The 14,762-nt window shown below is 35.3% G+C and carries 6 protein-coding genes; 1 reads left to right on the forward strand and 5 read right to left on the reverse strand.

Features of this window, described 5'->3' with window-relative positions; genetic code table 11:
• Positions 1 to 66 precede the first annotated feature (66 nt).
• On the forward strand, positions 67 to 3,435 hold the full coding sequence (locus OD803_RS02210) for a T9SS type B sorting domain-containing protein (RefSeq protein WP_262732197.1): 3,369 nt from the start codon (positions 67 to 69) through the stop codon (positions 3,433 to 3,435).
• A 23-nt stretch (positions 3,436 to 3,458) separates the two neighbouring features.
• Here OD803_RS02210 and OD803_RS02215 read toward each other — a convergent pair whose 3' ends face one another.
• The 5 genes from OD803_RS02215 to OD803_RS02235 all read right to left on the reverse strand — a co-directional run bounded on the left by OD803_RS02215 (position 3,459) and on the right by OD803_RS02235 (position 14,761).
• Positions 3,459 to 5,576 carry a glycoside hydrolase family 97 protein gene (locus OD803_RS02215; RefSeq protein WP_262732198.1) on the reverse strand — a complete coding sequence of 706 codons (2,118 nt, stop codon included), beginning with the start codon at positions 5,574 to 5,576 and terminating at the stop codon, positions 3,459 to 3,461.
• 10 nt (positions 5,577 to 5,586) lie between these two features.
• On the reverse strand, positions 5,587 to 7,242 hold the full coding sequence (locus OD803_RS02220; RefSeq protein ID WP_262732199.1) for an alpha-amylase family glycosyl hydrolase: 1,656 nt from the start codon (positions 7,240 to 7,242) through the stop codon (positions 5,587 to 5,589).
• A 33-nt stretch (positions 7,243 to 7,275) separates the two neighbouring features.
• On the reverse strand, positions 7,276 to 9,159 hold the full coding sequence (locus OD803_RS02225; protein ID WP_442899842.1) for an alpha-amylase family glycosyl hydrolase: 1,884 nt from the start codon (positions 9,157 to 9,159) through the stop codon (positions 7,276 to 7,278).
• A 1-nt stretch (position 9,160) separates the two neighbouring features.
• Complete coding sequence (locus OD803_RS02230; protein ID WP_262732200.1) at positions 9,161 to 12,652, reverse strand: TIM-barrel domain-containing protein; 3,492 nt, start codon at positions 12,650 to 12,652, stop codon at positions 9,161 to 9,163.
• Between the two features lie 159 nt (positions 12,653 to 12,811).
• Complete coding sequence (locus OD803_RS02235) at positions 12,812 to 14,761, reverse strand: glycoside hydrolase family 13 protein (protein ID WP_262732201.1); 1,950 nt, start codon at positions 14,759 to 14,761, stop codon at positions 12,812 to 12,814.
• Position 14,762: the final 1 nt, after the last annotated feature.

The following is a 14,762-nucleotide window of genomic DNA, read 5'->3' on the forward strand; positions in this document are numbered from 1 at the left end:
TAATGGGGAAAAGAGACAATTAAGCTGTTTTAATATTATATTTGATAGTATTCATTACAAACAATAATGCCTTGTAGCTTAATTCATAATTTAGAACACAAACTAACTCAAAGCAAACTATTAAAGCTTTTAACAAAAAAGCCAATTGACTTAGCAGTAAACTTGTTTGGAATAACATCTCAATTTTCAAGTAACCTACAGAAGTCTTTTTTTAGCTTTATTTTACTTTTTTTTTCAACGTTTAGCTACGCGCAACTACCTGATTTCAACTTAAACGTTACTGCTGTTAACGAAACTTGTTCTGGTAATGGTGCTCTACAAATGGAAGTTTCCAATACAGCATCAGGAGCTGATATTACATATACACTTTACATTTTACCTGACGACTCTACTCCTGTTGCTCAAACATCAACCAACTCATTTAATAATCTTTTTGCAGGAAACTACAAAGTGGTTGCAACCCAATCGTTAAATGGAGACGAAAATACCCAAGAGCAGGAAGCAACTATTAACAACTTAACTACCGAACTGGATTTTGAAATTAGCCACACAACTGCTACATCCTGTAACCAAACTGCCACATTAATTGTAAATGTAACATCTGGTGACGCAGCATTGTATGAAATTACTTCTGGACCAATAACTGTTGCACCACAAACATCAAATGAATTTTCCAATTTAACACCAGGAACTTATGTTGTACGCGTATATGATGAATGTGAAAACGCACTATCTAAAACCTACACACTAATTCTTGGCGAAAATGACATTACTATTGAGCAATCAGTACTTCCAGTTGTTTATAGCTCTTGTTCAGAAATAGAAATAACCAATAGCATCAACGCTCCTCCAGAAAACCCTATAATTTATCCGCTAACCATAACTTATACAATTTATCCTCCTGATGGCTCTCCTGAAATTGTAATTATTGAAGAAATGACCTCAGGACCTGAGCTACAGTTTAACATTAGCCAAAGCATTATGACTTTTGGTGAAGAAACATTTACAGTAAACATTACAATTACTGATGCTTGCAACAATGTATTTGAAAGAGATAATGAAATTGACCCAAACCCAAAAGTAATGTTGTTTCCTACTGAAGCATACTGCGGAAAATTTTTAAACCTTATAGTAAACAACTTCTTACCTCCTTATCAAGTTGAATTCATTGAAGCTCCTGAAGGTTTTATACCTTCAGTTTACAATGAAGAATATCCAGGACCTTACAACAATAATGTTGTAGTTTTCGAAACAGAAGGAAACCCTGTACCTTACGGAACATACACTATAAATCTTATAGATGCTTGTGGCAGATCTGGCACACATACTCTACTCTTGGAAGAAATTCCTCTAGAGCCAAATCTAGTAGTTAACAATACAGGGTGTTCGGTAGACTCTGGCTTTATAAATGTTTCAATTCCAGATCGAGAAATTGTATCTGCTACAGTAACTGTAGCTCCAGTATCTTATGAAAACACCTTACCAGATGATATTTCAGAAAATATCAATAATGGTGCTTTAAGTTTAAGTAATTTAGGAAGTGGAATTTATACTATACTAGTTATCGATGATTGTGGAAGTGAATACATCATTGAAACAATTGTTCCTGAATTTGTAATGCAAGAACTATCAGTTATAGCAAAACCAAATTGCTTGACCGAAACTGGATCTTTACGTCTTGCTAGTGGACATGGTAGCCTTACTTCAGTTTTAATTTCATCTGCTCCATCTAACTATACACCTTCACTTCCTGATGATGTAAGTGAAAATATAGCTGACTCAGGTTTTTTCTTTATGAACAACCTTCCTGCTGGAGATTACACTTTTGAATTAGTTGACGAATGCGGATTTCAATACACTGAAAATGTTTACATAAGCTCATACATCAGCACTCCAAGTGCTTATACTTTAAACAGAAACTGTGGTTCTTTTGATGTTGGCATTAACGATTCTGACGATTCTGTAGTTTCAAAAACCTATTGGTTTCAAAGGTATTTTCCTGAAACCGAAACTTGGGGACACCCAAACACTGGAAGTCCATATACCGAAGGTGATATTCCTAATAACACTACAGCCATTCAAATTTTGAATGAGCAAACCATTTACAACATTTTTTTAACTGGAGAATTTAGACTTATTAAGGTATTTCAACCATTCAACAACCAAAACCCTAACGATTTTTGTTTAGATATTTTTGCATACTTCTCAGTGTTTTCAAACCTTGTTATTTCTGGTGTTTATAATTTAGGTTGCGATGGTGGTAGCGGACCATCAGATGTTATTGTAGACGTTGTTGGCGTTGGTCCTTTTAACTTTAGTATTATTTCGCCTTTTGAATTTGATAATGGTGAAAGCAACACATTCTTAAATTTAAATGCAGGAACTTACGAGATAAAAGTTGAAGATGCTTGCGGAAATATTGAAAACACTGTAATAAACATTGAAAATCTATTACCAGTTGTAAATATTACCCAACCTGACAATCTACTGTTCTGTACTGATACCAATAGCAATTCTGAAACCTTTAGTTTAAACGATCAAAATGCATTAATTCTAGGTAATCAAAACCCAAATAATTTCACCGTTAGCTACCACCTAAATCAAGCAGATGCTGACTCAGGCGATAATACACTACCTAACAACTATACAAACACAAACAATCCACAAACTATCTATACAAGAGTTATTCATAACACATTAGATGTTTGTTATGCAACTACCTCTTTTCAAATTCAAGTTGGTGACATTCCTGTTGTTGATGACGATCAAACTATTTCTATTTGCGATGGAAGCACTACAACATTAATAGCAACATCAGGTTATGATGCTTACGAATGGTCTACTGGAGAAACTTCTCAAAGTATTGTAGTAAGCCAAGGTGGAACGTATTCGGTTACTGTAAAGAATATGTTTGGCAACAATAGTTGTGAGGCTATTCAAAATTTCACAGTTTACACCTCTAGTATTGCAACTATTGAAAACATAGAAACTATTGATTGGACTGCCAACAGCAACTCCATTTCTGTTTCAGTTTCAGGAACTGGAGATTATGTGTTCTCTTTGGATGGTATTATTTATCAAGAATCAAATGTTTTCAATAATCTTCCAGCTGGTTCATATACTGTTTTTGTTAAAGATTTAAATGATTGTGGTATTGTTACTGAAGACGTTTCAATATTGAACTACCCAAGCTTCTTCACTCCAAACAATGATGGTTACAACGATTATTGGCAAATCATAGAATCGCAAACCGAACCCAGTTTAGAAGTCACCATTTTTGATCGATTCGGAAAAATACTAACGTCTTTTTATGGCAATCATTTTGGTTGGGATGGTACGTATAATGGAAACAACATGCCAACTAATGATTATTGGTTTTTAGTGAAACGTGCTGACGGAACAACTCATAGAGGTCACTTTACTCTAAAAAGATAAAAAGCTCCTTTCGGAGCTTTTATTTATTTCTTAAGAATACTTATTGCAAAACCACCACCTTCTGCTAATTTCACTGAAAGATTTGAGCCTTTTGATACTTCAATTTTTTCAATTATGATGTCTAGTGGATTATCGTCCCAATGTGCTTCATCTCCATCTCTGTAAATTACAGCTTCGTAGCTCTGGTTCTCATCTAAAAAGTCGAAAATTAAGTCTAAAGTTCTTGCATTTTCATCTGTAATACCACCAACAAACCAATTACCTGTTTCACGCTCTTGTCTTGCTATGGTTACATAATCGCCAACCACACCATTCAACACTTTGGTTTCTTGCCAATCTACGCCAACATCTTTTATAAATTGAAGTGGCTTTGGGTTGGCTTCGTAATGTTCTACCAAATCAGCAGCCATTTGTATTGGACTATAAATCACCACATACAATGCTAATTGCTGAGCAATCGTAGTGTTTACCTGATTGTCTGGTTTATATTCATCAAACTTAATATTGAAAATTCCAGGTGTATAATCTATTGGACCTGACAACATTCTTGTAAAAGCAACAATTGGCAAATGCTCTGGTGGATTACCTCCATCGCTTGCCCAAGCATTAAATTCTTGACCTCTTAAACCTTCGCGAGAAATGATATTAGGATAGGTTCTTCTTAGACCTGTTGCTTTAATAGGTTCGTGTGCGTTAACTGCCACTTCATATTTTGCCGCTTTTATAGCTGCATTGTTATAATGATTTACCATATACTGTCCGTGATGGTATTCACCTTTAGGGAGTATCTTACCAACATAACCAGATTTTACCGAGTGCATGCCATATTTTTGCATTAATGCATAAGCTGTGTCTTGTTGCTTAGTATACGTTTCTGTTGCTGCCGAGGTTTCGTGGTGCATTATAATTTCCACACCTTTTTCTTTAGCATATCGTGTAACCTCATCAATATCATAATCTGGATAAGGTGTTACAAAATCGAACACACCTTCACGGTCTTCAAAACCAATCCAATGTTCCCAACCAGTATTCCAACCTTCAACTAAAACACCACCAATGTTATTTTTTGCTGAAAAGTCTATAAAACGTTTTACATTTTCAGTATTCGCTCCGTGTTTTCCGTGTGCACCTCCTGTATCTGTCCACGTACTCATATTCTGAGTCATCCCATAATCCCAAGAGGATTTTCCTAAGTGCATTTCCCACCAAACACCTGTATACTTCATTGGTGTAAACCAAGATACGTCTCCAAGTTTATTTGGCTCATTTAGATTCACGATTAACTTTGATTCTATAAGTTCTGGTGCATTATCTGATATTTGAATCGTTCTCCAAGGTGTTTCAAAAGGTAACATTCGTTTTGCCTTATAATCGGTGTTTTCTGAACCTACTAAATTACTTTTTAAATCAAGGTTTTTAGTATCTACTTTTAAGGTCATTCCTGAATAATCTATCAACGCTGCTTCGTGAAAACTTAAATGTGTTCCATCCGCACCAACCATAGTAACTGGTGTGTTAACAGCATTTTCCGGAATATATGTTTGCGCTAAATTTTTGTGGTTTGCAAACTGTAAGGCATCAACCTCTGATAATTTTGTCGTATTGTACAAATGCTCATAAATATCCCAATCACCAGGAATCCAAAACGTTTTATAGTCTTCGGTTAAATTGAACTCTGTATGCTCATCTTTAATCAGTGCTTCTTTAAAGTTAGCTTGTTCTGGGAATTCGTACCTAAATCCAATACCATCGTCATATACTTTGAAAACAAGGTTTAGTTTTCGTTTTAATTCTGATGTTTCTTGTAATTCAATTCTTAATTCATTGTAATGGTTTACTACATCTACTTGTTCTCCCCAAGGCATTTGCCAAGTCTCATTGAACGTGCTTGTTGTTGTATTTACAATATTGAAATTATCCTTTAAAGCTTTAGCATTTGTAAACTCAAACCCTAAGTAAGAGCTATCTACTACGGTTTTGTTATTGAACATTACTGTGTAAAACGGTTGTCCCTGAGCATTAAGGTTGAAATTTACTTTCACTTCACTATTTGGCGAAGTCACTTCAGTAATATGTTTTTCCTTTTGATTACAAGAAAAGAAAAGGACTGTAAGGATTAATGGGATAAGATTGAATTTCATTAAGATTGATTTATTGTCTTTCGATTAAAATGATATTAGCATTCGAATTTATGATAATTTTTCCATTTTCTACAGTGGCTTTAACACCAGAATATGCATCTTGAAGTTTATCTCCTTCTTCAAAAACTTTAGAAACATCGATAACTTTTTCGCCTTTTGGTAAGTCTAAACCAACAATTACCAAATCTTTAAAGTCTCCTTGCTGATAGCTTCTGTAAAATAAATAAGGCTCTTGGGTTATCATTTGATGCTTACCAGCGCCTACAGCAGGATGATTTGTTCTGAATTGTCCCAACTTTTGCCAATGCTCTAAAACTGCTTTTGTTTTTGAGTCTGAATTTAAAGCTTCCCAATTCATAAATGAACGTAAGGTAGCATCACCTTCAGTGCCTTCTATAACCAATGATCTTGCAGACTCATCTCCATAATAGACTTGTGATGCTCCTGGTGACAACAATAATTTATTAGCTGTTTCAAATGGTTTTTCTCTTGATGGGTCAAACGGACTACCATCGTCGTGAGAGCTTAAATAATTCAGCACACCGAACCCTTTCAACTCATTATTTAAAACACCCGAATAGCGCTTGAATAAATCTTCGTAACCGCTCTCTTTAGCATTCCATTTGAATTCAAAATTGATTTGTGCACTGAACATATCGTCATAATAGTTCACTTTTTTGTCACCATAATCAAATAGTTTACCACCACTGATTCCGTAGTTATACACTTCTCCTACCAAATAGAAATCATTATCATCCATTACTTTTTCTGGATTGTTCTTTTTGAATTCTGCAAAAGCATAATCACACTCTTTTTTGAATTCTTCCCAAACATAGGCTTCAGTATGCTTTACCGTATCGCATCTGTAACCATCCACACCAAATTCGGTGATGTAATCTGTAAGCCACTTCATGATATAAAAACGTGGTGCTCTTGGATGGCCTGTTCTTTCAAAAAACGCGTCTAACTCTTTTACTTCTTGCTCGTAACGACCTTCTGCTTTCCATTTTTCTACTAATTGTGGTGGTAGTTCCACATTTTCATTACTTTCTGTTCTTATATCTGGCAGATTAGCTACCAATGTACAACTGATGGTGTTATCATAACTATCATAAGTACATTGCTTGTCTGTTCTTACCCATTCGTCTGGCCAAACTGGGTCTTTTTCTGTTACAGGACCTGTGTGATTAATCACAGCGTCTAATACTACACGAATGCCTTTAGCGTGTGCTTCCTTTACCAGTTCTTTTAAATCCTCTTCAGTCCCGAAATTTGGATCAATTTTAGTCCAGTCTTTTGCCCAATACCCATGAAAACCATAAGTAACACCTGTACCTTCGTCAGTTCCGCCGTGGATTTGCTCTACAATTGGTGTCATCCAAATGGCATTGATGCCCAAATCGGTAAAATAACCGTCTTTGATTTTTTGTGTAATTCCTTTGATGTCGCCTCCTTCAAAACCACGCAATTTCCCCGTTTCTCTCGTCCTTTCAAAGTTGACATCATTTGAAGTCTCGCCATTATTGAATCGGTCTGTCAATAAAAAGTATAAGTTAGCACCTTCCCAGACAAATGGTGTCTCTGGCTTTGGTGCTTGTTGTTTTGTTTCTTGATTGCAAGACATTGCTAAGGTAATCGTAAATATTGCTAGAGTTAGTTTTTTCATTGGTGTTTATTTTTTGCGTAACTAGAATTCAAATTATTCTTTGATTTTTAGAATGAAAGATTCCAGAGGTTTTATATCTATCCTCACTTTCCCTCTACTGTTTTCAACTTTTAAAGTTGACGTATAATTCTTGTACAACTGATCTTCTACTTGATAGTCTCCATCTTTCAACCCTAATTTAGACACCAAATCTTCTGGTAATTGCAATTCAAAACCATAGGTGTTTTCTGCATTAAAGTTTGAAATTACAATGAGTTTTTCATCTTCACTCCAACGTGCAAAACTTAAGACCTTATCGTTGTACCACTCAGTATGTTGTTGATTGTAATGCTGCAAATCTTGATAGTCTCCCATTAAAGCATCACTCTTAATCGTGAAGTTTAACAAACGCTTATAGAAATCTCGCAAAGTTTTTTCTGCTTCGGTAGATTGGCCGCCATCAAACTGTTTGTTGTTTACCCAACGTACAACACTTGGTACGCTTCCATAGTCGAAAATAGATGTTCGTGTTGGGTCGCCAAAACCTAAATCTTCTTCCGCTTTTTCGCCAAATTCCTGACCGAAATACACCATTGTTGGCGATGTACTAATTGTTGCAGAAACCACCATTGCTGGCTTTCCTTTTTCAGCATTACCTGCAAAATCTGGACTTGCAATACGTTGCTCATCGTGATTTTCTAAAAAGTGAAGCATATGATGCTCAATATCTTTTAAATCTTCTTGAATTGGTGGAATATTGTACGTGCTTCCGTGACCTTGCATAACGTGTTTTAAGGTGTCATACAATTGTACCTTGTCGTACAGGTAATCCATTTTTCCTTTTTTGATGTAATCTCTGTACAAATGCGGTTGGTAAACCTCAGCGAGTAAAAAGGCATCTGGATTCTGCATTTTGGTGTGCGAATTCATATAACTCCAAAATTCCACAGGCACCATTTCTGCCATATCAAAACGGAAACCATCGACGCCTTTGGCTGTCCAATACAAAGCGATATCTTTGAACTTTACCCAAGAACTTGGTACGGTTTTGTCTTTCCAAAAGTTATAATGTGTTTTGTAATCTTCGTTATCGAAACCTTCAGGAAGTTCGTCAAAATCTTTTTTACCTTCTGGATTTATTCCGTAGTTAACTTTTACGGTTTCATACCAATCGTGCATTTTAGGTTGCGACGCTCTTGAACCATTACCTGTCCATTTTGCCGGAATTTCTTCAAACTTACTATCTGCTTTTGGATGGTTTTCGCCACCTAAAGGTTGATAACCGTTTTCCCAATTTGGTACTTTAAATGGTTCTCCTGGATTGTAATAAAAGTTGTTATTGACTGCATAAGTCACAGTTTTATCATCTTCTGCACCAAAATCTGTTACACCTTCAGGATTCGTTAAACTTTGATAATTACGTGCCACGTGGTTTGGTACAATGTCTATTAACACTTTTAAACCTGCGTTATGTGAACGCTCAATTAAGGCTTCAAACTCTTGCAATCTATTCTCTACATTTTCGGCTAAATCAGGATTTACATTATAGTAATCTTTAACTGCATAAGGCGAACCTGCACGACCTTTTACAATATCTGGGTCGTCGTTAGAAATCCCGAATTGACTGTAATCGGTTATCACATCGTGATGTGGCACACCTGTGTACCAAATATGTGTGACTCCAAGATCTTTGATTTCAGCAAGTGCTTTGTCCGTGAAGTCGTTGAATTTACCAACGCCATTTTCTTCTAAAGTTCCCCAAGGTTTGTTATTGGTATTGGTATTTCCGAATAAACGTGTGAACACCTGATATACCACTTCTTTCTTTTTCATCACTGATTTAGTTTCTTCAGTTTTTATAGTTTGTTTTGGCTCGTTTTTACAACTAAACACTATTGAAGCGACTAAAATTAGAGTAACTATATATCTTGAACGCATATTATTTGTTAAGCTTTATTTTAATTTCTTTTTTGGTTGAAGTATTCCAAGTCACATCAAGTCTTAAGGTTAAATTATTGATATTGTAATCACCTTCAACTTTTTGACTTCCTATTTTTATTGTTTTTGGTGTTTTAGAAATGTTATGAATAACAAGCTCGATTTGTTTTGTTTCACTTGAAAAACGCTCACCTATTTCTGCATTAAACTCAAATTCTAAATAGCGTTGGTTGCTTTCAGATTTGAATTCGAGAATTTCGTAGTTTCCTTTTTCAAAAGCATTAATAGTTGAACCATTGTCATTATACATTTGATAATCACTATTTCCTACATCTTTATCATAATAATAATGAAGTTCTAATACCGAACCATTGTAGGTTTTTGTTGATTGCATTGGTTTTGCCATAGGAATAAAACTTCCACCTCTCACAAATGTTGGTATACTATTCTCTTTTATTTCGTAATTAATTGGATGACCTCCTTTGTATAATTTATCGGAATAAAAATCAAACCAATTAGATGTTTTTGGAAAATAAACCGATGCCGTTTTTTGTCCAGCCTCAAGAATTGGCGCAACTAGAATATTGTTTCCCCATAAATACGTTTTTGAATAATTATAAAGCTGTGAATTAGCGGCTTCTTCAAAAAACAATGGTCGCATTAATGGTGCTCCTGTTTGGTTGTTTTCAAACATGAGGTTGTAATTATAAGGCAACAACTTGTAGCGTAATTCTATGGCTTGTTTTGCCAAGGTCTTGGCTTTCTCACTTCTAAAAACAGGTTCACTTGGCACGTCCTCTTGCGCATGAGGTCTATAAATTGGTTGAAAAACGCCATATTGCAACCAACGTACATAAAGTTCATCATCAAGATTTGCTCCTGCAAAACCACCAAGATCACTATGCATATAGGCTAAACCTTGCATTCCCATTTGCAATGCAATTTCTGGCTGACTTTGTAATCCGCCCCAAGTTCTGTTGACGTCTCCAGACCAAGGCACTAAACCATAGCGTTGCGAACCAGAATAACCAGCACGCATTAAAATAAATGGCCGCTGATTCGGTAAAGCTTCATGAAAAGCATCTTGAACCAGTTTTGCCCAGTCGTGACCAAAAGTATTATGAACTTCATCAGCTGTTCCTGTTGCATGAATTACACTGGAAGGATGTACTTCAGGCTCTCCTAAATCGCCCCAAATTCCAGTAACACCAAGATTCAACAAGTCTTCATTTATACCTTTAAACCAATTATAACCAGACTTACTATACACATCTACCAAGCCTGTGTTTCCGAAGAAAAAATCATAGGTTGCCGGATTGCCCAAGCTATCTTTTGCTAAAGCGTTGTTGGTAACTGCTTCGTTCCAACGGTTAGATGTTGTTAATATAAATGGCTCTGTAATGAGAATGGTTTCTACATTTTTGTCCTGTAATTCCTTAATCATTTGTTTTGGATTTGGGAACGAATCTCTATGAAATTCTAAATTCCCCATGGTTCCCATAACCTCTTTTCCAAACCAATACAAATCCAGAATTACTGCGTCAACAGGAATATGTTCTTCTCTAAAAGCATCAATGGTTTTTAATGTTTCTTTTTGAGAATGATAACCAAATCTGCTTGAAAAATTTCCTAAAGCCCAACGAGGCAACATAGGTTGTTTTCCTGTTAAATCAGTGTAATTATCTATGACATCATACCAAGAATCTCCAACAATGACCTGATACGTTTTACGACCAGAAATGGTTTCGTAAGTCAGCGTATTGTCGCCTTTGCTATCTAAATCTAAATATCCTATTGGAGCATTGTCAAAATGTACCATATACTGTTTTGACGACATCACAATTGGCAAGGTAAAATTCATTAACTCACTTGTTGTTTCATAGCCATAATGCGCTTTATTATAAAGCTGCAAACGATGACCACGACGATTCATTCCTAAAGCTCTTGCTCCAGCTCCATACAACACTTCATCAGGTGTTAAACTAAATTGAATGGTCTCAAAAGCATCATTTTTTTGGTAGCCATTTTTTTCTGAAATGACTTCTTTTCCGTCTTTCCAATATGAAATATTGAAAGGCGATTTGGTTATAAGAACTGATAAATCTTTAGACTTTAACGTCACTTCTGAATTGGTTTCAGAAAATTGAACATCAGAAAACCCTTTATTTAAAACCACTGCGTGAGATGGCTTTGCGCTTGCAGTTTCACCTTTTGGCAGAAAGGTGGTTTCTGCAATTTTAGATGTAAAGAATTGAATGTTATATGAACCATCAGATACTTTCACGTTTAGCTCATTATTATTAAAAGAAGCATTAACAAACTCGCGCGTTTTTATAGCATCTTGAAACAACCACGTAATAGCTTCTTCAAAATTTTCTCGCCATAATGTTTCGTTGTGTTTTCCGTCAGGAACAACTTTTGACCTTATGTTTTCAGTAGAAAAACCATTGTTTTTTAAAACAGAAATCATTTGATTCATGTCTTTAACAGTCTGACTTATCTCATCAAAACCTGCTTTTTCACCTTCTTTTCCTCCTGCAAGGAAATACATTTTTGTGTCTTTTAAATTTGCATGCGATTTTGTGTAATTTTCAATTTCTGGTGCAAACCAAAACGCTGGCGAATACACACCTACTTTCCCGAATACGTTAGGATATTTTAAGGCTGCATAATGCGAAATTAAACCTCCCATTGAACTCCCAAAAATGGCTGTGTGCTTTTTATCTTTTAAGGTGTTGTAATTAGCATCAATGTATGGTTTTAGTGTATTGACGATAAACTCTAAATAGGCATCGCCTTCGCCTCCACCATATTTTTTATTTTTGAAAGGCGAATATTCATCCAGACGCTTATCTGCGCCATTATCAATACCAACAACTATAAGCTTTAAATTTTTATTTCGGAATAGTTTATCTAGTGTTTCATCAACACTCCATTCATTTGAATATGAAGATGTTTTTTTATCAAATAAATTTTGTCCGTCGTGCATATACACAACAGGATACGATTGATTTGAGGTCTTATAATCTGCTGGCAAATACAACCAAACACGTCGTTTGCGGTTGAGTTGCGGCATGTTGAACGTATCTGATAGAATTGTAACATGCTTTGTGACTGTTGAGGCATTTTCAACATCAAATAAATTGTCCCAACCTACTATCTTTAGCTTTAAAGTATCTGGTTTACTACCAAATGTGTAGCTACGATTTTCAATAGCAAAACCTTTATTATCACACTCAACAGAACTCCAAGCACCTTGCGTAAACTTGAAATTAATTGTGCCATCACTTTGAGGTAATGTGATGGTATAACGACCATCTTGTAACTCTAATTGATAGGCTTTTTGTCCTCCAGACCAACCTTCAAAATCACCTGAAATAAATATTGAAGCATTTTCTGGTGTTTCCTTTGGCACTTGCTCTACAACAATAGTAACTTGAGCAAACGTTGTTTGGAATAAAAGAAGACATAAGATGTAGGTTAGTTGTTTCATTTTTAATTTTGTTGTTCACTTTAAGAAATTATACTCAAGACTTCTCGACTTACGTTGTAAGATGCTTTTAAAGAATATATGTTTTCTCTTCAACCTATACTCGAAGTGACAAATACGTTTTTGTTTTATGGATTCCGCATCATAGTGCGGAATGACAAATTAATTTAGTTTTGTTGTTAATACTATGGCTCCTTTTTCTTTTAAAGCAATGCTATCTTTCCAAATTACAGTTTCTCCTGTAAATACATTTTTTAATGTTTTTCCTGTTAAACCTAATTCTTCAAATCGGTTTGTATTCAAATTAAAAGCGTCTTCATTTTTATTCAGAATATGAACAACTGTTTCGTCATCATTAAACCTTGCTAGAACATAGGTATTGTCTTCTGGGGCAAAGTGCATGGTTTTTCCATTATGAATAGCTTTAGAGTTTTTTCTAAAATTCATCAATTTAGATACATAACTCTGCATATCTTTTTTAGTTTCTTCCAGATTGTCGCCTGTAAACGCATTTACAGCATCACCTTCCCAACCACCAGGAAAATCGGTACGAATTAATCCGTGATCACCTGGTTTATCAAAATCATTCATTAAGATTTCTGTACCATAATACATTTGAAACGTACGCGGTAATACAGCCAAATAGCTCAACGCCATTTTCGTGTTAGTAATATCACCTTGTAATTGCGTAAAAATACGGCTCATATCGTGGTTGTCTGGAAACACTAAAATGTCTTCAGGTCTTGTATAATGAAAGTCGTTAGCCAATGCTGTGTATATTTCCATAAGACCAGTTCCCCAAGTTTCTTCGTTTTTTAATCCTGCTATAATTTTTTCTTGCATAGCAAAATCCATTGTTGAGCGCAAGTTAGAGTCATAACCATCTGCATTTTGATGACCATCTTGCCAATATCCAATTAACAACGGATTGCTTGACCATTCTTCACCTACAATATTAAAATTTGGATATTCTGCCATTATAGCTCCAGCCCAATCGCTCATAAAATCTTTGTCAGGATATGGATAAGTATCTTGACGAATACCACCAAGACCCAGTGTTTCTACCCACCAAATACTATTTTGAATAAGATACTTTGCCATAAACGGATTACGTTGATTAAGATCTGGCATTCCCTGAACAAACCAACCATCACTCATTTCTTGTTTATCAATTTTTGAAGCATAGCTATCTTGGTTTACCGTTCTTCTGTGTGATGAACGTTTTACAATCTCATTGTTCCAATTGGCTTTATTTGCTTCGTAATGCGCTTGGTAATTTACCCAATCACTAAATGGCAAGTCTTTCATCCACCAATGTTCCAAACCGCAATGGTTTGCGACTTGGTCCATAATTAGCTTCATATTATTTTTTCGTAATTCGTCAGCTAATTTTCTGTAGTCTTCGGTTGTACCAAATCTTGGATCTACTTGATAATAATCAGTAATAGCATAACCATGATACGATGCATGATGCATATCGTTAGTTAGCACAGGACAAGGCCAAACAGCAGTAAAACCTAAATCTTTAATATAGTTTACATGCTCTGTAATTCCTTGAAGATCGCCTCCATGACGTGCATAATCATTGGTTCTATCTATGTGCTTTTCGTTTAGATTATCAAACGTATCATTGTTTGGATTAGCGTTTGCAAAACGATCTGGTGTGATTAGATAAATAGCATCTGAACTATTAAACCCTACAAAATCTTCAGCTGATTTTTCTCTAGCTTTAAGCTCGTAAGTTGTTACTAGTTCTTCGTTGTTATCATTCTTAAATATGATATTGAAAGTTCCTGCTTTGGTACTGTTTGAAATGATGATATCTATAAACAAGTAGTTATTGCTTTTTTCTGCTTTACTTACATGTGCAATAGTTACTCCAGGATATTCAATACTTGGTTGGTAACTCCCAATATTTTGGTGATGTACTAATAACTGTAAGCTATCATTTTTAAAACCAGTCCACCAATTAGGTGGTTCTACGCGATCAATATCGTTTTTATCAATCAACGCTTTAGGTTGACTGCTGGCTATTGATGTAAAAGTTTGCTCTTTACAAGACACACTTAAAACCAATAGAAGCATTAAAAATATAGGTGTGTACGTTTTCATG

It is taken from the genome of Gaetbulibacter sp. NE (genome assembly GCF_025548475.1).
GTDB classification, from domain to species: Bacteria; Bacteroidota; Bacteroidia; order Flavobacteriales; family Flavobacteriaceae; genus Gaetbulibacter_B; species Gaetbulibacter_B jejuensis.